Genomic DNA, 19,905 nt, shown 5'->3' with positions numbered 1-19,905 from the left:
CGTCGTAATAGTTTCGGAACGTTGACTCTCCGGAGCCACTGCTCCACGACGGACAGGACGGCGCAATGAGGCACACAGGACTCCGGGTGGTGGCCGCCACCGTACTCGCGGCCACGCTGGCCGCCTGCGGCGGCGCCAGCCCCGGCGACTCGACGGACGAGAACGGTGGCGACTCCAGCGGTGCAGGCGGCGGGGGCGAGGCCAGCGCATGGATCCTCACCGGCGGCGGCTGGCCGGTCACGGCCGCGTCGTTCGAGCGCTGGAACGAGTCGAACTCCGACCAGCGGATCACGGTCGAGGAGTACGAGAACGACGCCTACAAGGAGAAGATCAGGACGTCGGTGGGCTCCGGCGAGGCGCCCACGCTGATCATGAGCTGGACCGGCGGCACGCTCGCCGACTACGTCGCGAACGAGCAGGTCGTCGACATCACCGCGGACACCCAGGAGCTGGTCGACCGGGTGATGCCCTCGGTCGCGCAGAACGGCGCGATCGACGGCACCACGTACGCCGTCCCCATGAACGACGTGCAGCCGGTCGTCCTCTACTACAACGAGGACCTGTTCGACCAGGTCGGCATCGAGGTCCCCACCACGTGGGCGGAGACCCTCGACGCCGTGGAGGCGTTCGACGAGGCAGGCATCATCCCGTTCTCGCTGGCCGGCCAGAGCGTGTGGCCAGAGCTGATGTGGATCCAGTACCTGACCGACCGCATCGGCGGGCCCGAGGTCTTCCAGGCCGTGCTGGACGGCCAACCCGACGCGTGGTCCGATCCGGCCGTCCTCGAGGCGCTGACCCGCATCCAGGAGCTGGTCGACGCCGGCGCGTTCGGCGACGCGTTCGCCTCCGTCGCCGCCGACCAGAGCGCCGACGCGGCCTTGGTGCACACCGGCCGCGCCGCGATGCTGCTGCAGGGCAGCTGGGTCTACGCGACGTTCCACACCGACGCGCCTGAGTTCGCCAGCAGCGCGCTGGGCTTCACCACGTTCCCCGAGATCGAGGGCGGCGCCGGTGACCCGGGGAACATCGTCGGCAACCCGGCCAACTTCTGGTCCATCTCCGCCGCGGCCAGCGAGGCGGAGCGGCAGACCGCCCTGGACTACGTCAACGAGTACGTCTACGACGACGAGCAGCTCGCCGCGATGCTCGACGCCGGCAGCCTCCCCCCGGTCGAGGGCCTGGACGACCAGATCGCGCAGAGCGACGACGCGGAATACCTCGCCTTCGCCTACGGGCTGGTGCAGGACGCGCCGCACTTCCAGCTCTCCTGGGACCAGGCGCTGCCAGCCGACCAGGCGCAGGAGCTACTGACCAACCTGAGCCAGATCTTCCTCGGTGAGATCACGCCGCAGCAGTTCGTCGATGCCATGAATGCCACGCTCTGACGATGACCCTCTCGATCCGGTCCGGTGCGGTTTCGCGACGTGCCGCGCGACCCCGCACCGGACCACCGTTCTGGCTGGCCGCGCCGGCGCTGGCGATCTTCGCCCTGTTCGCCCTGCTCCCCCTGGGCGGCGTCGTGGTGCTGTCGTTCACGGAGTGGGACGGCCTGGGCACGCCGTCGTGGGCCGGCACGGACGTCTGGTTCGACACCGTCAGCGACCCGGCCACCCGCCAGGCGATGTGGCTGACGCTCGTCTTCGTCGTCCTCTCCTACCTGTTCCAGGCGCCGGTCGCGCTGCTGCTCGGCGTGTTCATGGCCGGCCGGCAGCGCTACCGCGCAGTCTGGTCGGTGCTGTACTTCCTGCCGCTGCTGTTCTCGTCCGCGGCCATCGGCATCACGTTCCGGTCGCTGCTGGACCCGAACTTCGGCCTGTCGCGCGCGCTGGACTCCACGGCGTTCCGGACGAACTGGCTCGGCGATCCTGACCTCGCCCTCTACGTCGTGGTGTTCGTGGTCGGCTGGTGCTTCGTCCCGTTCCACGCGCTGCTCTACCAGGCGGGGGTGCGGCAGATCCCGGCGACGCTGTACGAGGCGGCCGTGCTGGACGGCGCCGGACGGGTCAAGCAGTTCCGCTACGTCACGCTGCCGCAACTGCGCTACACCATCGTGACGTCGTCGACGCTGATGCTGGTCGGCTCGCTCACCTACTTCGACCTCGTGTTCATCCTCACCGGCGGCGGACCCGGCGACGCCACCCGCATCCTGCCGCTGCACATGTACCTGACCGGGTTCCGCGGCTACGAGATGGGCCCGGCCAGCGTCATCGCCGTCATCCTCGTCGGCGTCGGGCTCGCGCTGTCGCTGGCGCTGAGCCGCTTGTCCGGCGCCGGCCGGATGCAGAGCCAGCAGGCGGGCCTGTGATGGCCGCGCCCGGGGTCATCCGCGAGCGGCCGAACGTGATCGGCGCGCTCGGCGGGCTGCTGTGGCTGCTGGTCACCATCGTGCCGGTCTACTACCTGGTGTTGACCAGCCTGCGCCGGCAGCAGGCGTACTACGCGGAGAACCCGCTGCTGCCGCCGGCCGCGCCGACGCTCGGCGCGTACCGGCTGGTGCTGGAGAACGACTTCCTGCGCTACCTCACCAACAGCGTGATCGTGACGGTGGTCGCGGTGGCGCTGGTGCTCGCGACGTCGCTGATGGCGTCGTACTACCTTGTGCGGTCCGGTTCGCGGCTGTCGCGCGGCGTGCTGAGCGTCGTTCTGCTCGGCCTGGCCATCCCGGTGCAGGCGACCATCGTGCCGGTCTACTACCTGATCGTGCGGCTCGGGCTCTACGACTCGCTGTTCGCGCTGATCCTGCCGGCGGTGGCGTTCGCGATCCCGATCAGCGTGCTGATCATCGTCAACTTCGTCCGCGACATCCCCGCCGAGCTGTTCGAGTCGATGCACGCCGACGGCGCCGGGCACTGGCGCATCCTGCACTCGCTGGTGCTCCCCCTCTCGCGCCCGGCGCTGGTCACCGTCGGCGTCTACGAGGCACTGCAGGTGTGGAACGGGTTCCTCTTCCCACTGATCCTCACGCAGAGCTCGTCGGTGCGAGTGCTGCCGCTGTCGCTGTGGACCTACCAGGGCCAGTTCGCCGTCAACGTGCCCGCGGTGCTGGCCGCCGTGACGCTGTCCGCGCTCCCCGTCCTCGCCGCCTACATCGTCGGGCGGCGCCAGATCGTGTCCGGCCTGACCGCGGGGTTCGGCAAGTGACCCGCACCTACGACCAAGGGACGTCCATGAGCACAGACACCGCCGCCGGACCCTGGCAGGACACCGGCCGGCCGCTTACCGAGCGGGTGGACGCGCTGCTCTCGGCGATGACGCTGGAGGAGAAGGCCGGCCAGCTGGGCAGCTACTGGGACCGGGACACCGAGGACGACGACGGCGACGGCGGCGGCGTCGCCCCGATGGAGTCGGACATGGCCGAAGGCCTCCGGAACTTCCCCGAGGCCATCGAGCACGGCCTGGGCCACCTGACCCGCGTCTTCGGCACCCGCCCGGTCTCGGTCGCCGCCGGCGTGGCGACCTTGCGAGAGCGGCAGCGACAGGTCACCAAGGCGTCCCGGTTCGGGCTGGGCGCCCTGCTGCACGAGGAGTGCCTGACCGGCTTCACCGCGTACGGCGCCACCGTCCATCCGACGCCGCTGGCCTGGGGCGCCACGTTCGACCCGACTCTCATCGAGGCGATGGCCGCGGCGATCGGCGCCGACCTGCGCGCCCTCGGCGTCCACCAGGGCCTGGCTCCGGTGCTCGACGTAGTCCGCGACTACCGCTGGGGCCGGGTCGAGGAGTCCATCGGCGAGGACCCGTACCTGGTCGGCACCCTCGCCTCGGCGTACGTGCGCGGCCTGCAGTCCGCCGGGGTCATCGCCACCCTCAAGCACTTCGTCGGGTACTCCGCGTCGCGGTCGGCGCGCAACCACGCCCCGGTCTCGATGGGCGGGCGCGAACTGGCCGACACCATGCTGCCGCCGTTCGAGATGGCGGTGCGCGAGGCCGGCGCCGGCTCGGCCATGAGCTCCTACTCCGACGTCGACGGCGTACCGCCCTCGGCGAGCCGGGAGCTGCTGACCGGGCTCCTGCGCGACGCCTGGGGGTTCGACGGCACGATCGTCTCCGACTACTGGGCTGTGCCGTTCCTACAGGTCAAGCACCGTGTGGCCAAGGACGCGGCGGACGCCGGCCGGCTCGCCCTCGGCGCCGGGGTCGACGTCGAGCTGCCCGAGACCAACGCGTTCCGGCACCTGCCCGCCCTGGTCCGCGCCGGCCTCGTCGACGGGCGGGCCGTCGACGAGGCCGTGCGCCGCGTCCTGCTGCAGAAGGCGGCGTTCGGGCTGCTCGACCCGGCGTGGGACCCGGCGGCGGACTCCGTCGAGGAACGCGACCTCGACTCCCCCGGCAACCGCGCGCTGGCCGCGTCGGTGGCGGAGAAGTCGATCGTCCTGCTGGCCAACGACGGGCTGCTGCCGCTCGACCTGCGACCGCGGCGGGTCGCGGTGATCGGCACGACGGCGGTCGAGCCGCGGACGTTCCTCGGCTGCTACTCCTTCCCCAACCACGTGCTCGCGAAGCTCGGCGGCGACGATCTCGGGATCGAGGTGCCGACGCTGCTGGAGTCGCTGCGCGAGGAGCTGCCGGCGGCCGACGTCCTCCACGCCTCAGGCTGCGCCATCACCGGCGACGACCGCTCCGGCCTGGCCGAGGCGGCCGGGCTCGCCCGCGACGCCGACGTCGCCGTCGTCACCGTCGGCGACCTGGCCGGGCTGTTCGGCCGGGGCACGTCCGGCGAAGGCTGCGACGCACCCGACCTCACCCTGCCAGGGGTGCAGGCCGAGCTGGTCGAGGCGGTGCTGGCGACCGGGACGCCGGTGGTGCTCGTGGTGGTGTCCGGCCGCCCGTACGCCCTCGGCGGCCTCGCGCCGCGATGTGCCGCCGTCGTCCAGGCGTTCTTCCCCGGCGAGGAGGGCGGCCCGGCGCTGGCCGGCGTGCTGTCCGGACGGGTCCAGCCCGGCGGCCGGCTGCCCGTCGCCGTGCCGCGCACGCCGGCGGTGACGGTGCCGACATACCGGACCGCGCCGCTGGGCCAGCGCAGCGACGGCGTCTCCAGCCTCGACCCGACGCCGCTCTACCCGTTCGGCCACGGCCTGTCCTACACGACCGTCGAGTACGCCGGTCTCGTCCTCAGCGAGCCGGAGCTGCCGGTCGACGGCTCGATCGAGGCGACCGTGACGGTGCGCAACACCGGCCCGCGCGCCGCCGAGGAGGTCGTGCAGCTCTACCTCGGCGACCGGGTCGCCTCGGTCGCGCGGCCGGTGCGCGAGCTGGTCGGCTACCTGCGTGTGCCCCTCGCGGCCGGCCAGGAGCGGCGGGTGACGTTCACCGTCCACGCCGACCGCACCTCCTTCATCGGCCTCGACCGCCGGCGGGTCGTGGAGCCGGGCCCGCTCACGCTGTGGGCCGGGCCGTCCAGCCAGGACGTCCCGCTGACCGCCCGCCTGTCGATCATCGGCGAGCCGCGCGTGGTCGACGGACCGCGCGTCATGGTCACGCCGGCCCATCTGGACCGGTGACGGTGGCGCGTCCCGGGATCAGGCGTAGAGCTCGGCGCGCTGCCCTTCGGCGATCTGCCGGCGCAACGCCTGGTCGTACGGGCTGCTGACGGGGTCGTCCAGCGCGGCGACGAAGACGACGAAGACGCGGCCGGTGGGGTCAGCTCGAAGCTGGTCGCGCGTCGCGCGTCGCCCGCCAGGCCGCCAGGTTGAAGTAGTAGACGAATCCCAGGACGAAGGCCGCGACCGTGCCGAGGACGACGGCGACCGGGTCGAGGTCAGGCATCGGGGTTACCGTCCTCCAGCCGCGCCTTGAGCGCACCGAGGCGCTCGCGCCACCACGCCTTCAGCAGCGCGGCCGCCTCCCGGTCCGGAAGGCGGGAGTGCTCGATCGCGACGAGGGCCTTGGCCTCGCCCTTGGGCACGAACGTCACGGCGACGCGGCCCTGGCCGGGCGCGAGGCCGTCGACGCCGATCCAGTCGAACCTCGCCGACCTGGGCCGCGTTGCCGTCCGCTCCCGTAGGACCCGGCCGGGCAGCCAGCCCGCCCGCCGCGGCTCGTCGGCGCACGCGTCGAACAGCCGCTCGACGTCCACGTCGACGGTGCGGGACGCGGTGACGGCGAACCCGTTGGGGTGCTGGCCGACCGCCCGGCCGCCGCGGGCCCGCTCGTAGCTGACGGTGACCGCCTGCGCCGGCCAGGCCAGCGGGACGACGTCGAGCAGCTCGGCGACGTGGCGGGCGATCTCACGGTGCGGGCGCCCCGCGGCGCCCCAGTCGTCGAGGAGGTCGAACCACTCCTCCCAGCCGCGGCCGGTGCGCTCACGGATGATGGCGTCGGGAGCGGTCAGCACCGGTTCCTCGGCATCACGGGTGGGCGCGAGCCGGCCGGCGAGGAGGGTCGCCCGGGCCGCGGTGTAGCTCTCGCCGGTCTTGGCCATGCGGGTGCGCACGAGGTGCTTGAACGAGCTCTGCCTGGTCATCAGGTGTTCCTCTCGTGGGCGGCACGACGCGACTCACGCTCGCGACGTCCGCCGGAAAGGACACACCGAACCGGCATCCCGAGGACTCGAGCCCCCTTTGCCCCCGCTGACGCCGGCGGCGTGAGCACCGGAACCGGGGGTTGGGCGCGGGACGGCGCCACGGCATGAGGCTAGCAGCCCGGCGTCCGGCACGACAGGCGTAGCGACTCAGGCGGTGGCCGGCCGTCGCGCAGCACCCCGCGGACACCGTCGACGGTGATGGTGTCCGGCTCGATCCCCGTCAGCCACCACGTGGCGCCGGCCTCGCCGAGGCCGTCGCGACGGTGGAGCGGCTGCGCTCCGAGGCCGGCCGGGCGACGCACGCACGCTGGACCAGCTACGGTTCGACGGAGCCCGATCCGCCGCCCTATCGACGCCGCTCAGACCGCCTGCGGAAGCAGCCGGATCGTCACCTTCGCGGCATCGTCGCCGACCACCGTGCCGACGATCGCCGGCCCAAACCGGTCGTACTTGGCGTGGTACGCCGCGTCGATGTCGCCCTGGCCGTCCGTGTCCACGGCCTCGAACGTCACGTCGCGTTCCACGCCGCCGACCTTCACGCGCCCAGTGCCGCTGGCCAGCGCCCGCCGATACCAGCCGTTGCCCGGCCCGTACGCGGAACGGACATACACGTCGCCGCCGGAACGCACCGCCCAGATGATCACGTACGGCCGCAGCGAGCCGTCCGCCCGCCGCGATGCGAGGCGCAGCTCGTCCGTGCTGGCGATCGTGGCAAGTTCGTCCTCGGTCCAGTTCGTCATCGTCGACCACCTCGGTTCATGCCATGATCGAACTCCCCGTCGGGCCGCGAGCTTCCCGAGACCGTGTTCGCTCTACGACGAACGGGTCCGCAATGCCTCGCCGAGCAGCTCGAACGTCGGGCGGTCGAACGCGACCAGGCGAACCCGCTCCACCCGGGTGGGCGTGGACAGGACGGTGTCGACGGCGATCCGTGCGGCCTGGTCGGGCGGGTAGCCGTAGATGCCGGTGGAGATGGCCGGGAACGCGACGCTGCGGGCGCCGAGCTCGTCGGCGACTTCCAGGCTGCGGCGGTAGCACGATGCCAGCAGGTCGGCCTCGCCGCGGGTGCCGCCCTTCCAGACCGGGCCGACGGTGTGGATGACGTGGCGGATCGGCGGGTCGAGGTCGAAGGCAGGGGTCGCGACGGCCTCCCCAGGTGGGCAGGGCGCGAGAGCGGCACCGGCCTCGGCCAGCCGCGGACCGGCGGCCCGGTGGATGGCGCCGTCGACCCCGCCCCCGCCGCGCAGCGACGAGTTGGCGGCGTTCACGATCGTGTCCACGTCCTCGGCGGTGATGTCACCGCGGACCACCTCGACCGACACCATGCCCACCATCATGCCGCGGCGCCTGTGGCCCGGGACGCTCAGGACAGGTCGTCGGCGTCGGTGTGGCCGGACGGTGGGACCTTGCGCAGCATGGTCAGTGCGACCACCGCGAGGGCGGCGATGATCACGGCGCTGATGCCGGCCACGGTCTGCAGCCCAGCGGCGAAGGCGTCGCGCGCGGCGGCGAGGAAGTCCGCGGCGGCGTCGGCGGGCAGGCCGTCGGCGACGACGGTGGCGGTGGCCAGCGTGTTCTGGCCGGCCTCGGCGGTGGCGGCGTCGACACCGGCCGGCACCTCGTCGGCGAACTGCCGGCGGTAGACGTACGTGCCCACCGAGCCCAGCGCCGCGACGCCGAAGGCGACACCGAACTCGCCGCTGGTCTCCAGCATCGACCCGGCCGAGCCGGCCTTTCCAGGCGGCGCCGTCGCGACGACGATGTCGGTGCTCAGCACCATCATCGGTGCGACGCCGACGTGGATCAGCACGGCGCCGGTGACCAGCAGGCCGAGCCCGGCGCCGCCACCGACGCCGGTGAGGACGAGCAGCCCGGCGACGGTGACCAGGAGGCCGGCCGCGGCCACGTGGGCCGGGCGGAGCCGCCGGGCGATCAGCGGCGCCAGGACGGCCACGATCATCTCCGCGCCGGCGGCCGGGACCATCCAGAGCCCGGCCCACAGCGGCGACAGCTCGGCGACGAGCTGCAGGTACTGCGTCACGTAGAGGTACACGCCCCCGAGGACGGCCATCGCGATCAGCAGCACGCCGAGTGCGGCGCTGAACGCCTTGGTGGTGAACAGCCCGACGTCGAGCACCGGGCTCTCCAGCCGGCGCTGCCGCCGCACGAACACCACGCCCAGCGTCACCCCGATTGCGATCGCCGCCAGGGGCACGGCGGCCAGGCCCTCCTCCGCCAACTGCTTGAGGCCGTAGATGAACGGCAGGATCGCGCCGAGTGAGAGCACGACGCTCAGCGGGTCGAGCCGGCCGCCGCCCTGGTCGCGGACCCCCGGCAGCACCGCCGGACCGAGCAGGAGCAGGAGCAGCATCACCGGGACGCCGATCAGGAAGACCGAACCCCACCAGAACCACTCCAGCAGGACGCCGCCGACAACGGGGCCGAGGATGGTGCCGCCGGAGAAGCAGGCCGTCCACACCCCGATGGCGAGGGTGCGCTCCTTCGGGTCGACGAACAGCAGGCGAACCATGACCAGCGACGACGGCATCAGGGTTGCGGCCGCGACCCCGAGCAGCGCCCGGGCGACGACGAGCATCTCCGCCGACGTCGAGTACGCCGCAAGCACCGACGCCACACCGAAGCCGACCGCGCCCATCAGCATCAGCCGGCGCGGCCCGATGCGGTCGGCGAGGCCGCCCATCGTGACGAGGAAACCGGCGATCATGAAGCCGTAGATGTCGAGGACCCACAGCATCTGCGCACTGCCGGGCCGCAGGTCGGCGGCCAGCTGCGGGCCGGCGAGGAAGAGCACGCTGTTGTCCAGCGCGATCAGCACGGTCGGCAGAGAGATCACGGCCAGGCCGAGCCAGCGACGCGATCCGTGGGCCGGGTTCGGGCCGGCCTCGGGCGTCGCGGTATCGCTCGCGGACATGCGCTGGCTCCTTCGTCCTCAATATCGATACGAGTCGTAACGTAACTTAATCGCTAGACTGGCGATCATGCAATCCCCTCGAGCCACCGGACGGCCGCGGGACGCCCGCATCGACGCGGCGGTCCTTGACGCCACGCTCGCGGTGTTGGACGAGTCGGGCTACCGCCGGCTCACGCTGGAGGAGGTGGCCCGGCGGGCCGGCACCACCAAGCCGGCGATCTACCGGCGCTGGGCCGGGCGGGAGCGGCTGGTCCTGGCCGCGCTCGCGCGGCGCCTCGGCGAGATCGAGGTGCCCGACACCACCTGCACCATGTGCGACCTGGGCGAGTCTCTGAGCGTCTTCATCGCCGCGTTCCGGCGGATGCCGCCCGACGTGCTCGGCCCGCTGTACGCCGACTGCTCATCGGAGCCGGAGCTGCGCGCGGAGTTCATGTCCGCGCTGTTCGACCCGCCACGGGCCGCGGTGGCGCAGACACTGGACCGCGCGATCGCCCGCGGCGACCTGCGGGCCGACCTCGACGTCGGCCTCACCCTCGACCTGCTGGCCTCGTTCGTCCACTATCGGGCGCTGTTCGGGCACGCGACAACGGACGCGCACGAGACCGAGCGCGCGGTCGAGACGCTGCTGCACGGGATCGCCACCGACTACCCGCACCTCCTGGCGCACAGCCTCGGGCTCAGCGAGCCCCCGGTGCGGGCACACGAGCTCCACCACGACGCACCGGCCACCTGAGCGAATCCCGGAAGCACCCCATCCCGCCAGCGCACTTGCGATACGATCTTCGACGTGCTAAACGCGTGATCGTCGACGGGGCACGGGGGCCGGCCATGGCCAGTACGGCTGCACAGTCCGTACACAAGGTCACGCTTGCCACCCTCACCGCGATGGTCGTCGGCTCCATGGTGGGCGCCGGCGTGTTCTCCCTGCCCCAGCGGTTCGGCAGCGAGACCGGCGTGGCCGGCGCGCTCGTCGCCTGGACGGTCGCCGGCAGCGGCATGCTCATGCTGGCCTTTGTCTTCCAGACTCTCGCGGTCCGCCGCCCCGACCTCGACGCGGGCGTGTACGCCTACGCCAAGGCCGGCTTCGGCGAGTACCTGGGCTTCTTCTCCGCCTTCGGCTACTGGGCGAGCGCGTGCGTCGGCAACGTCACCTACTGGGTGCTGATCATGTCGACGGTCGGTGCGGTGGCCCCGGCCCTCGGTGACGGCGACACCGTGCTGGCCATCGTGCTCAGCACCGTGGGCGTGTGGACCTTCTACCTGCTGATCCGGCGGGGCACGAAAGAGGCCGCCGCGATCAACCGGATCGTGACCGTCGCGAAGGTCGTCCCGATCATCGTCTTCATCCTGCTGGCGGTCTTCTACCTGGATCCCCAGGTGTTCGCGGACAACTGGCGCGGCGGCGACGACCTCGGCTCGCTGTACGAGCAGGTCAGAGGCACGATGCTGGTGACGGTGTTCGTGTTCCTCGGCGTGGAGGGTGCCAGCGTGTACTCGCGGCACGCCCGCCGGCGCAAGGACGTCGGCCGCGCGACCCTGCTCGGCTTCGCCATGGTGCTGAGCATCTTCGCGTCGGTGACGATCGTGTCGTACGGGATCCTGCCGCACGAGGAGCTGGCCGAGCTGCGCCAGCCGTCGATGGCCGGCGTGCTCGAGGCGGCCGTCGGCGAATGGGGCGAGGTCTTCGTCAGCGTCGGCCTGATCGTGTCCGTCCTCGGCGCGTACCTGGCCTGGACGCTGATGGCGGCCGAGGTCCTGTTCGTCGCCGCGGGCGACGACGACATGCCGCGCTTCCTCGGCCGCTCCAACGCCGCCGACGTGCCGGGGCCGGCGCTGCTGCTGACCACCGTGCTCGTGCAGACCGTCCTGATCGTCACGGCGTTCTCCGAGGACGCGTTCAACTTCGCGCTCAACCTCACCAGCGCGCTGACGCTGATCCCGTTCCTGCTCGCGGCCGCGTACGCGGTGAAGCTCGCGCTGGGTCGCGACGCGACCTGGCCATCGGGCAGCACACGCGACGTCGTCGTCGCCGGCCTCGCCACCGCCTACACGGCGTTCCTGCTGTACGCGGCCGGGCCGAAGTACATCCTGGTCTCGTTCATCATCTACGCGCCGGCCACCGTCCTGTTCGTCATGGCCCGCCGCGAACAGGGACGCACGGTGTTCACCCCCCGCGAGCTCGTCATCCTCGCCGTCTCCGTGCTCGGCGCGGTGATCGGCGTCATCGCGCTGCTCCAGGGGTGGATCACGCTCTGACCACCGCACCCTCGGGAAAGGACGTAGCAATGTCCGACCACAGCGACCACGGCGCGCGGCACGGCGTCCACTCCGAGGTCGGCGTCCTGCGCAAGGTCCTCGTCTGCTCCCCTGGGCTGGCGCACCGCCGGCTGACCCCGACGAACTCCGACGACCTGCTCTTCGACGACGTGATGTGGGTCGAGGCGGCCGAGCGCGACCACCTCGACTTCGTCAACAAGCTGCGCGGCCGGGGCGTGGAGGTCGTCGAGCTGCACGCCCTGCTGGCGCAGACCATGGCGATCCCCGAGGCGCGCTCGTGGCTGCTGGACCGCAAGGTGACGGTGAACGAGGTCGGCCCCGGGTTCGTCGACAGCACCCGGGAGTTCCTGGAGTCGCTGGCGCCGGGGCCGCTCGCGGAGTTCCTCATCGGCGGCCTGGCCACCACCGACCTGCCCGAGGACTACCAGTCCGGCTACGCCGCGCTGGCGCGGGAGTCGACCGGGGCGCGCGACTACTTGATGCCGCCGCTCCCGAACACGCTCTACACCCGCGACACCACCTGCTGGCTCTACGGCGGGCTCACCATGAACCCGCTCTACTGGCCGGCCCGCCACGACGAGACCCTGCTGTACAAGTCGATCTACACGTTCCACCCCGACTACGCCGGCAGCACGCTCTGGTGGGGCGACCCGGAGCAGGACTGGGGACGCGCCACGTTCGAGGGCGGCGACATCATGCCCATCGGCAACGGCACCGTGCTCATGGGTATGAGCGAGCGGACCTCCCGGCACGCGATCACGCAGGTCGCGGGGGCGCTGTTCGCCCAAGGCGCCGCCGAGCGGGTCATCGTCGCCGGCATGCCGAAGCTGCGCGCCGCGATGCACCTGGACACGGTGTTCACCTTCGCCGACCGCGACGTCGTCACCGTCTTTCCCCGCATCGTCGACTCCATCCACGTGTTCACGCTGCGCCCCGGCGACCGGGCGTCGGGCGTCGACGTCACGGACGAGGGGTCCGCGCGGCTGGTCGACGTCGTCGCCGCGGCCCTCGGCCTGGACGGGCTGCGCGTCATCGAGACCGGCGGCGACCAGTACGCCTCCGAGCGCCAGCAGTGGGACAGCGGCAACAACGCCGTCGCGCTGGAGCCCGGCGTCGTCGTCACCTACGACCGCAACACCCAGACCAACACGCTGCTGCGCAAGGCCGGCATCGAGGTCGTCACGATCGTCGGCGCGGAGCTGGGCCGCGGCCGGGGCGGCGGTCACTGCATGACCTGCCCGCTCAGCCGCGACCCGGTCGCGTTCTGACCCGCCGTCAGGCGGCCGCGGTCACCCGGGCGGCCGACATCGCGAGCCGCGCCTGCACCGTGGCCGCGTCGACGCCGACCAGCCGCCCGTCGCGTTTGACGATCCGGCCGGCGACGACGACGGTGTCCACCGCGCGGGTGTCCATCGACAGCACGATCGCGCCCACCGGGTCGTGCGCCGGCGCGACGCCGAGACCGTCCGTGCGCAGCAGCACGAGGTCGGCGTGGTCGCCCGGGCGCAGCGAGCCGACGCCGGCGAGCCCAGCCGCGCGCGCACCGTCCACCGTCGCCGCCCGCAGCAGGTCCGTGGTGGTCAGGCCGTGGCCCGCCGTCGGATCCAGGCGCCCCAGGGCGTAGGCCGAGCGCAGCAGGCTGAACATGTCGCCCGGCCCGCTCACGACGGTGTCGGCGCCCAGCCCGGTCGGTATCCCCGCGGCCAGGGCACGGGCGGTGATCGGCGCGCCGAAGCCCATCCCGGCCTCGACCACCGGCGACACCGACACCGTGCCCCCGCTGTCGGCGATGCGCCCGAGCGCGGCGTCGCCGTAGCCGTTGCCGTGCACGTAGTTCGTGCGCGGCCGGAGCAGGCCGTGGCGTTCCAGGAAGTCCAGGCCGCGGTCGCCGCTGGTCGCGTCGCCGACACCCAGGTGGACCGTTACGGCCAGGTCGAGCTCGCGCGCAAGCCGCCACTCCCGCAGCGCCGCCTCCTCGCCGACGAAGTCCGGCCCGAACGGCGCCATCGCCATGGTCACCAGGCCGCCGGTCCGCGCGAGCGCCGCCCGGGCGGTGGCGACGTCCGGCTCGCTCACGCAGTACCCGAACACCGCGCGGATACCGGCGGCGTGCAGCGCGTCGATCGCGGCGGCCGTGTGGTCCGGGGTGTGCTGGATGTGTGACCAGTCGACGACGGTGGTGATGCCGGCGTCGAGACACTCCAGGGCGCCGGCGAGCGTACCGGCGTAGACATCGTCGGGACGGTAGCGGGGCGCGAGCGTGCCGAGAACGAGGTCGAGGTATCCGGCGAGGGTGACGTCCGGCCCGGCGGCCCGGATGCCGGCCTGCCACGTGTGCCGATGGGCGTCGACGAAGCCTGGCAGGACGAGCATGCCGCTCGCGTCGACGACCTCGGCACCGGCCGGAACGGGCAGCCCGGGAGCGACGGCGGCGATGCGCCCGTCCTCGACGAGCACGTCGGCCGCGCGGACGCGGACGGGATCAGTGTCGATGGCTGTGCCGCCGCGGAGCAGTAGACTCATGCCCGCACACTATGCAGAAAGCTTTTCGAAAAGCAACATCGACAGCGGTAGCCTGATCCGGTGCCTGACGACGTGCGTGACGAGGTGCGGGACGAGGTCGACCGCCTCGCCGAGCGGTGGGCGGCGGCGGGCATGGCCCCGGACGCGATCGCCCGGCTGTCGCTCGGCAAGCGGGCGTCCCGCCTGGCCGACCAGGTCGAACAGGCCACCAAGGCCGAACTGGCCGAGCTGGGCCTGACCTACGCCGAGTTCGACGTGCTGGCCGCACTGCGCCGGGCCGGCGGGCCGCTGCGGCCGAGCGAGCTGACCCGCTCCGTGCTCCTGACCTCCGGCGGCACGAGCAACGTCCTGCAGCGACTGGTCGCGGCCGGCTACGTCGAGCGCGAGGCCGACCAGGGAGACGCCCGCGGCCGGTGGGTCCGCCTGACCGACACCGGCGCCGCCGTGACGGACCAGGGCATGGCGGCGTCGGCCCGCGCCTACGAGGACGTCCTGGCCGGCATCCCCGCCGGCGCCATCGCCGCGGCCGCCGACGCACTGCGCGAGATCGTCGCCGTCACCGATCGCCGCCGGCGCCGCTGACCCGGCCCACCACGCGTCGATCGTCCGCCGGGCCGCCTCGACCCCGTTTCTCAGACTGCTCTTACGAAGGCCCTAAAAACTTCTCACCGTCCTGCACGAGCGTGACCTCGACAGCAGGCGGGTCGTCGGCGCGGCCGGCACCCGCCACAGGGCTCAGGCGAATGGAGCAGACGTGACGGGCTTCTCTCGACGATCGGTACTCCGCGCGCTCGGTGCGGCCGGCGCGGCATCGGCCGCCTCCGGGGTGGCGCTGAGCGCGGCACCAGCCCCGGCCGGCGCCGCCGGCTCGGGCTCGCCGGACCACGGCCGGGTTCCCGACGACCTGCGCCCGGGCGGCGCCTACGACCGGTTCGTCGCCGAGCTGGCGGAGCGGGACGAGTTCTCCGGGACCATCCTGGTCAGCCAGCGCGGCCGGACCGTACTGAGCCGGTCGTACGGCCTGGCCGACAAGGAGCGCGAGATCCCCAACGCGCGCGACACCATCTTCGCGACCGGCTCGGTCACCAAGCTCTTCACAGCGATCGCCGTCGTGCAGCTCGCCGAACGGGAGCAGCTCAGGTTCCACCAGACGGTCGGCGAGTTCCTCGACGGCTTCGCGCCGGAGGTGGCCGACGCCGTCACCGTCCACCACCTCCTGATCCACACGTCGGGCCTGGGCGACTACGTCCAGACCGACGCCTGGAAGGAGGGCCGTCAGGTCTGGGACAGCCCCGAGGAGATCATGGCGGGCATCTCCGGGATCGTTCGCGGCCAGCCCGCCCCGGCCGTCCCGCCGGGCGACGCTGAGGCGTACAGCAACTCCGGCTACCACGTTCTCGGCGAGATCGTCGCCGCCGTCTCCGGGCAGCCGTACTACGACTATGTCCGTGAGCACGTCTTCGGGTCCGCCGACATGACGGACGCGGACTTCTACACCAAGCCCGCCTGGCGCGACGACCCGCGCATCGCCATCCCCTACACCCTGGACGCGGCTGGCGACCGGGTCGATGCACTGGACCAGCTGCCGTACACAGGCGCTCCCGCGGGCAACGCCCACGCGACGGCCGACGGCCTGGCCGGCTTCGCCCGTGCCCTCGACGACGACGACCTGCTGGGCTCGCTGTACCGAGGCATCTACCTCGACACGAAGCGGCCGGGCCTGTGGTCGGACACCCAGGACATGCCCTCGCAGGTCAAGTTCAACACCTACGGACCGCACGCGCTGCTCGTCAACGAGCAGTGGGGCCTCGGGCACAACGGGGGCGCGCCCGGGATCGGCGCCTACCTGGAGTGGTACCCGGCGCAGGACATCGTCTCGGTCGTCCTGTGCAACTACGACGCGCAGATGACCTCGACCATCGCCGCGACCGCCCGGCGTATCGCCATGGGCGGCGACTGGTGACCGCGGCCGCCGTCAGGAGGACGCGGCCGCTCCCGGTGCGGGTGGGACGAGCACAGACCGGACGGTCGCCGTCACGACCCCGGCGGCGTCCGCGGGGTCCAGCCGGCCGGCCCGCTGCTCCTCCGCGGCGCCGTTCAGGAGGTAGTGCACGGCGCTGACCAGCCAGGTGACCGGCAGATCGGTACGGAACACGCCGTCGTCCTGACCGCGGCGGACGAGCTGCGCCATCCGTTCGGCCGGCGCGGCGTGCAGCGTGCGCAGCCGCCCGGCGGGAAGGACGCCCTGGGCGGCCTGGAGCAGCGCCGCGGACTCGGCGACCAGCGACCAGCTGGAACCGAGCAGCCGGGTCAGCGCCTCCCGCGCGTCGCCGCCGAGGTCGACGGCGGACAGCGTCTCGTCGCCGGCGCGCATGGCGTCGGCGAGCGCGGCCTCGACCAGCTCGGCCCGGTTCGGGAAGTGCCCGTACAGCGTCATCCGGCCGACACCGGCGGCCTTGGCGATGTCGTCGATGGTGGCGTCCGGATCGCGGCCGAGGCACGAGCGGGCGGCGGCGACGATGCGCACGATGCTCCGCTCGGCGTCGGCGCGCCGGCGCTGCTTGGGTCGGGCCTCGGTCGACGACATGCTACCAGTTTAACTCGTACCGGAATATACGAGTTAGCTCCTCCGTTTCCCTAACTCGTACTCACACATACGAGTTAGGGCGGGAGGCCCAACCATGACGTACGACCAGACATCGACACCGCATCCGTTGCGGTGGCGCATCCTGGGGTTCCTCGGCGTGGCCCAGCTGATGCTGATCCTCGACGTCACCGTCGTGGCGATCGCACTGCCACACATCGAGGTCGACCTCGGCTCGAGTCGCGAGGTCCTGACCTGGACCGTAAGCGCCTACGCACTGGCCTTCGGCGGCCTGATGCTGCTGGGCGGCCGGCTCGCGGACCTCGTCGGCGCCAAGCGGGTCGTGCTTGCCGGGCTGCTCGCGTTCACCCTGGCCTCGCTGGTGACCGGGCTGGCCGAGTCCTCGGCCATGCTCATCGGCGGGCGCGTCGCTCAGGGCGTCGGCGCGGCCCTGCTCTCGCCGGCGGCGCTGTCGCTCGTCGTCACGCTGTTCGACGGCGACGAGCGGAACCGGGCCCTCGGGGTGTGGTCCGCTCTCGGCGGCGGCGGAGCGGCACTGGGCGTGCTGCTCGGTGGCCTGCTCACCGCCGGACCCGGGTGGCCGTGGGTGTTCTTCGTCAACGTGCCGATAGGCCTGGTCATCGTCGCCGCGCTGGCTCGCATGCTGCCGCGGCGTCCCGCGGCCGCGCCCAAAGCCCGGCTCGACGTCCTCGGCGCGCTCCTGGTGACCGCATCCTCCGGCACCCTGATCTACGCGTTCATCACCGCCGGCGACCGTGGCTGGCTGACCGCCACGACCGGGCTGCTCGTGCCGCTCGCGGCCGTGGGCTACCTGGCGTTCGTGGTCTGGCAGCGGCGCGCGAGCTCGCCGCTGATGGACGTGCGGCTGCTCGCGCGCCGTCCGGTCGCGACCGGCACGTTCCTCATCCTCCTGGCGACGGCGTTGATGATCGCCGTGTTCTTCCTCGGCACGTTCTACTTCCAGCACGCCCGGGGCTACGGCGCGCTGCGGACCGGGCTGCTGTTCCTCCCGGTCGCGCTGGCCACGATGGCCGGCGCCAACCTCACCGGCCGGGCGATCGCCCGGCTGGGCGCGCGTCCGCTCGCGGTCATCGGACTGGTCGTCGCCGCTGCCGGGATGGCCGTCCCCGCGCTGTCGCTGCACCCGACCACCGTCGTCGTCGGAGTGTCGATTGCGGCCGCCGGCACCGGCGCCATCTTCGTCGTCGCCTCGGCGACGGCGCTAGGTCAGGTCGCACCGCACGAGGCCGGCGTCGCCTCGGGCATCGTCAGCACCTTCCACGAGTTCGGCGCCGCCGGCGGGGCCGCCGTCGTCTCCAGCGTGGCGGCGACCAGCCTGGTCGGCGACACCCTCGACGGCTTCACCGACGGCTTCGTCCTCGCCGCCGTGGCCGCCGGGGTCGCCGCCCTCGTCGCCGCCGCGCTGACGCCGCGCAAGCCCGCGCCGGCGCCGTCCACAGACGGATGGTAGACACTCGGACCCGTTCGGCACATCGGAAGGAGTCCGTGAGCCCGTGGTCGAGGTCGCCCGCTCAGTGCCGAGGCGACACGACGACGGCGTGCGTCGCGCTGGCCGCCCCGGTTCCGTGGCACAGGAAGGTCTGACCGGTGAACACGTCCGTCGTCGAGCAACCTTCGTCATCGGTGACGGTGAGGGTGACCCGGTGGACGCCGGGGGCGCGATACACGTGCGTTGGCGTGGGTCCGCCGTCGGTCAGCGTCGTGCCGTCGCCGAAGTCCCAGTCGTAGCGGGCCACCGAGCCGTCGGGGTCGGCCGAGTTCGTCGCGTCGAACCTGGTGGTGTGGCCTGCGCCGCCGGACACGGTGGTGAAGGCCGCGGCCGGCCCCTGGTCCGGCCGGATCGCCAGCGACTGGAACGCGGGTCGGCGCCCCCCGGTGTCGACGGGCGAGCCGGCGGTCTGCCGGAGCCCACCGGGCTCGACCCGGAACGCGGACAGTTCACCGGAGTCGACGTTGGAGACGTACAGGAACCGCCCGTCCGGGCTGCTCGTGACACCGACCGGTCCCTGCCCGGCATCGACGGGCGATCCGACGCCGCGCAGCGCGCCGCCCGGGCGGATCAGGAACGCCGACACAGCACCGGCGCCGTTGTCGGGCCGATGAGAGCCCGGGCTGGCGACGAACACGAACCGGCCGTCCGGCGAGATCGCGATGCCTTCGGAATGGTCCGCGACCGCATACGGCGACCCGGGCACCGGAGTCGGCCGGCCGTCACGGCCGATGCGGAACCCGTACACCTCGTCGGTAGTGGTGGTCGCGATGTAGAGGAAGCGCCCGTCCGGGGTGATCCCCATGCCGGTCGCCGCCCCACCGGTCTCGGCCACGACGCCGCGCCGGCTCAGGTGGCCGTCGTCGCCGATCTCGAACCGGACGAGCACGTTGGTCGGATCGGTCAGCGGAGCACCGTGGCCCACGTACAGCGAGCGCCCGTCCGGTGTCACCACGAGGCCGCGCGGGTTGGCGAACCCGGTGGGGACCGGTTGGCCGCGACGCGCCAGGGTGCCGTCCGCGCGGACGTCGAAGGCCGTCACGGTCCCGGAGCCGAGGTTGCTGACGTACAACGACCGGCCGTTCGGAGCCAGCGCGATGCCGAAGGTGAGGGTGCCACGGCTGGACACCGGCGGCGCCAGCAGGGACAGCTCACCGTCCTCGCCCACCCGGTAGGCGGCGACCTCGCCCGAGTCCCGGTAGGCGACGTACGCCACCTCGCCGTCGGGCGCGAACACGACGCCGCCCGGACCATCCGGCCCTTCGGTCGGCACTGGGTCGCCGTTCGGCACCGGCGTGCCGTTGGCACCGACGGTGAACGACGAGACGCTGTGGCTGCCACTGTTGGTGACAACGAGCTCCCGGCTCACGGCCGGGGTCTGGGTATCTGGCGACTCGCCGGCCGGTGCGGCGCCCGTGGGCGTGGGAGCGGTGCCGGCGGACGCCGCCAGCCCCACCGTCAGTGCCAGGGTGATCATGCGTTCGAACATGGGAATCCTCTACAGCCGGAGACACGGAGCACCGGGAGGCCACGTG

At 72.5% G+C, this 19,905-nt stretch carries 19 protein-coding genes; 10 read left to right on the top strand and 9 right to left on the bottom strand.

Features of this window, described 5'->3' with window-relative positions; genetic code table 11:
* Nucleotides 1-65 precede the first annotated feature (65 nt).
* Genes E1269_RS23940 through E1269_RS23925 form a run of 4 tightly spaced genes read left to right on the top strand, consistent with a single transcriptional unit; the run spans nt 66 to nt 5,501 of the window.
* A complete protein-coding gene (locus E1269_RS23940) occupies nt 66-1,385 on the top strand; it encodes an extracellular solute-binding protein (protein ID WP_131899287.1) in 1,320 nt (439 codons plus the stop codon).
* A 2-nt stretch (nt 1,386-1,387) separates the two neighbouring features.
* Entirely contained in the window at nt 1,388-2,305 is a 918-nt protein-coding gene (locus E1269_RS23935) for a carbohydrate ABC transporter permease (protein ID WP_131899285.1), read from the top strand.
* On the top strand, nt 2,305-3,141 hold the full coding sequence (locus E1269_RS23930) for a carbohydrate ABC transporter permease (RefSeq protein WP_131899284.1): 837 nt from the start codon (nt 2,305-2,307) through the stop codon (nt 3,139-3,141). Before E1269_RS23935 ends, E1269_RS23930 begins: the two co-directional genes overlap by 1 nt.
* A gap of 26 nt (nt 3,142-3,167) precedes the next feature.
* Entirely contained in the window at nt 3,168-5,501 is a 2,334-nt protein-coding gene (locus E1269_RS23925) for a glycoside hydrolase family 3 N-terminal domain-containing protein (RefSeq protein ID WP_131899283.1), read from the top strand.
* A gap of 139 nt (nt 5,502-5,640) precedes the next feature.
* Here the strand turns inward: E1269_RS23925 and E1269_RS33915 are convergent, their stop codons facing one another.
* The 6 genes from E1269_RS33915 to E1269_RS23900 form a co-directional block, all read right to left on the bottom strand.
* Nucleotides 5,641-5,766, bottom strand: a complete 126-nt coding sequence (locus E1269_RS33915; protein WP_275264630.1) for a hypothetical protein — start codon at nt 5,764-5,766, stop codon at nt 5,641-5,643.
* Nucleotides 5,759-6,463: a hypothetical protein gene (locus E1269_RS23920; RefSeq protein ID WP_203434018.1), complete on the bottom strand. Its 705-nt coding sequence runs from the start codon at nt 6,461-6,463 to the stop codon at nt 5,759-5,761. Before E1269_RS23920 ends, E1269_RS33915 begins: the two co-directional genes overlap by 8 nt.
* 170 nt (nt 6,464-6,633) lie before the next feature.
* A complete protein-coding gene (locus E1269_RS23915) occupies nt 6,634-6,825 on the bottom strand; it encodes a hypothetical protein (protein WP_203434017.1) in 192 nt (63 codons plus the stop codon).
* Between the two features lie 57 nt (nt 6,826-6,882).
* Nucleotides 6,883-7,263 (bottom strand): DUF2255 family protein, encoded by a 381-nt coding sequence (locus E1269_RS23910; RefSeq protein ID WP_131899282.1) that lies wholly within the window; start codon nt 7,261-7,263, stop codon nt 6,883-6,885.
* Between the two features lie 72 nt (nt 7,264-7,335).
* Nucleotides 7,336-7,848 (bottom strand): O-acetyl-ADP-ribose deacetylase, encoded by a 513-nt coding sequence (locus tag E1269_RS23905; protein WP_131899281.1) that lies wholly within the window; start codon nt 7,846-7,848, stop codon nt 7,336-7,338.
* A 38-nt stretch (nt 7,849-7,886) separates the two neighbouring features.
* Nucleotides 7,887-9,455, bottom strand: a complete 1,569-nt coding sequence (locus tag E1269_RS23900) for an MFS transporter (protein ID WP_131899280.1) — start codon at nt 9,453-9,455, stop codon at nt 7,887-7,889.
* A gap of 67 nt (nt 9,456-9,522) precedes the next feature.
* Between E1269_RS23900 and E1269_RS23895 the strand changes: the two genes are divergently transcribed.
* From E1269_RS23895 to E1269_RS23885, 3 genes are all read left to right on the top strand, one after another.
* Nucleotides 9,523-10,188, top strand: a complete 666-nt coding sequence (locus E1269_RS23895) for a TetR/AcrR family transcriptional regulator (RefSeq protein WP_131899279.1) — start codon at nt 9,523-9,525, stop codon at nt 10,186-10,188.
* Nucleotides 10,189-10,283: 95 nt separating this feature from the next.
* Entirely contained in the window at nt 10,284-11,711 is a 1,428-nt protein-coding gene (locus E1269_RS23890) for a basic amino acid/polyamine antiporter (RefSeq protein WP_131899278.1), read from the top strand.
* Between the two features lie 29 nt (nt 11,712-11,740).
* The gene (locus E1269_RS23885; RefSeq protein ID WP_131899277.1) at nt 11,741-13,000 is read left to right on the top strand and encodes an arginine deiminase; all 1,260 of its coding nucleotides are present in this window, start codon (nt 11,741-11,743) and stop codon (nt 12,998-13,000) included.
* 7 nt (nt 13,001-13,007) lie between these two features.
* Here the strand turns inward: E1269_RS23885 and E1269_RS23880 are convergent, their stop codons facing one another.
* Nucleotides 13,008-14,255, bottom strand: coding sequence for an amidohydrolase family protein (locus E1269_RS23880; RefSeq protein WP_131899276.1), 1,248 nt, complete (start codon nt 14,253-14,255; stop codon nt 13,008-13,010).
* Between the two features lie 60 nt (nt 14,256-14,315).
* Between E1269_RS23880 and E1269_RS23875 the strand changes: the two genes are divergently transcribed.
* Both E1269_RS23875 and E1269_RS23870 read left to right on the top strand, forming a co-directional pair.
* Nucleotides 14,316-14,837 (top strand): MarR family winged helix-turn-helix transcriptional regulator, encoded by a 522-nt coding sequence (locus tag E1269_RS23875; protein WP_203434016.1) that lies wholly within the window; start codon nt 14,316-14,318, stop codon nt 14,835-14,837.
* Between the two features lie 172 nt (nt 14,838-15,009).
* Complete coding sequence (locus E1269_RS23870; protein ID WP_162606602.1) at nt 15,010-16,218, top strand: serine hydrolase domain-containing protein; 1,209 nt, start codon at nt 15,010-15,012, stop codon at nt 16,216-16,218.
* A 12-nt stretch (nt 16,219-16,230) separates the two neighbouring features.
* Here E1269_RS23870 and E1269_RS23865 read toward each other — a convergent pair whose 3' ends face one another.
* Nucleotides 16,231-16,842 (bottom strand): TetR/AcrR family transcriptional regulator, encoded by a 612-nt coding sequence (locus E1269_RS23865; RefSeq protein ID WP_131899272.1) that lies wholly within the window; start codon nt 16,840-16,842, stop codon nt 16,231-16,233.
* A 94-nt stretch (nt 16,843-16,936) separates the two neighbouring features.
* Between E1269_RS23865 and E1269_RS23860 the strand changes: the two genes are divergently transcribed.
* A complete protein-coding gene (locus E1269_RS23860; protein WP_131899270.1) occupies nt 16,937-18,331 on the top strand; it encodes an MFS transporter in 1,395 nt (464 codons plus the stop codon).
* A gap of 61 nt (nt 18,332-18,392) precedes the next feature.
* Here E1269_RS23860 and E1269_RS23855 read toward each other — a convergent pair whose 3' ends face one another.
* Nucleotides 18,393-19,859, bottom strand: a complete 1,467-nt coding sequence (locus E1269_RS23855; RefSeq protein ID WP_131899268.1) for a beta-propeller fold lactonase family protein — start codon at nt 19,857-19,859, stop codon at nt 18,393-18,395.
* Nucleotides 19,860-19,905: the final 46 nt, after the last annotated feature.

The sequence above is a fragment of the Jiangella asiatica genome (assembly GCF_004349065.1).
Taxonomy (GTDB): domain Bacteria; phylum Actinomycetota; class Actinomycetes; order Jiangellales; family Jiangellaceae; genus Jiangella; species Jiangella asiatica.
This window is presented reverse-complemented; position numbering and strand designations above follow the sequence as displayed.

What these genes read in the sequence shown, in the direction of transcription:
- E1269_RS23855 (WP_131899268.1), bottom strand. Translation starts at nt 19,859, where the DNA reads ATGTTCGAACGCATGATCACCCTGGCACTGACGGTGGGGCTGGCGGCG.
- E1269_RS23935 (WP_131899285.1), top strand. Translation starts at nt 1,388, where the DNA reads ATGACCCTCTCGATCCGGTCCGGTGCGGTTTCGCGACGTGCCGCGCGA.
- E1269_RS23880 (WP_131899276.1), bottom strand. Translation starts at nt 14,255, where the DNA reads ATGAGTCTACTGCTCCGCGGCGGCACAGCCATCGACACTGATCCCGTC.
- E1269_RS23910 (WP_131899282.1), bottom strand. Translation starts at nt 7,263, where the DNA reads ATGACGAACTGGACCGAGGACGAACTTGCCACGATCGCCAGCACGGAC.
- E1269_RS23890 (WP_131899278.1), top strand. Translation starts at nt 10,284, where the DNA reads ATGGCCAGTACGGCTGCACAGTCCGTACACAAGGTCACGCTTGCCACC.
- E1269_RS33915 (WP_275264630.1), bottom strand. Translation starts at nt 5,766, where the DNA reads ATGCCTGACCTCGACCCGGTCGCCGTCGTCCTCGGCACGGTCGCGGCC.
- E1269_RS23905 (WP_131899281.1), bottom strand. Translation starts at nt 7,848, where the DNA reads ATGGTGTCGGTCGAGGTGGTCCGCGGTGACATCACCGCCGAGGACGTG.
- E1269_RS23895 (WP_131899279.1), top strand. Translation starts at nt 9,523, where the DNA reads ATGCAATCCCCTCGAGCCACCGGACGGCCGCGGGACGCCCGCATCGAC.
- E1269_RS23885 (WP_131899277.1), top strand. Translation starts at nt 11,741, where the DNA reads ATGTCCGACCACAGCGACCACGGCGCGCGGCACGGCGTCCACTCCGAG.
- E1269_RS23925 (WP_131899283.1), top strand. Translation starts at nt 3,168, where the DNA reads ATGAGCACAGACACCGCCGCCGGACCCTGGCAGGACACCGGCCGGCCG.
- E1269_RS23920 (WP_203434018.1), bottom strand. Translation starts at nt 6,463, where the DNA reads ATGACCAGGCAGAGCTCGTTCAAGCACCTCGTGCGCACCCGCATGGCC.
- E1269_RS23860 (WP_131899270.1), top strand. Translation starts at nt 16,937, where the DNA reads ATGACGTACGACCAGACATCGACACCGCATCCGTTGCGGTGGCGCATC.
- E1269_RS23930 (WP_131899284.1), top strand. Translation starts at nt 2,305, where the DNA reads ATGGCCGCGCCCGGGGTCATCCGCGAGCGGCCGAACGTGATCGGCGCG.
- E1269_RS23940 (WP_131899287.1), top strand. Translation starts at nt 66, where the DNA reads ATGAGGCACACAGGACTCCGGGTGGTGGCCGCCACCGTACTCGCGGCC.
- E1269_RS23865 (WP_131899272.1), bottom strand. Translation starts at nt 16,842, where the DNA reads ATGTCGTCGACCGAGGCCCGACCCAAGCAGCGCCGGCGCGCCGACGCC.
- E1269_RS23900 (WP_131899280.1), bottom strand. Translation starts at nt 9,455, where the DNA reads ATGTCCGCGAGCGATACCGCGACGCCCGAGGCCGGCCCGAACCCGGCC.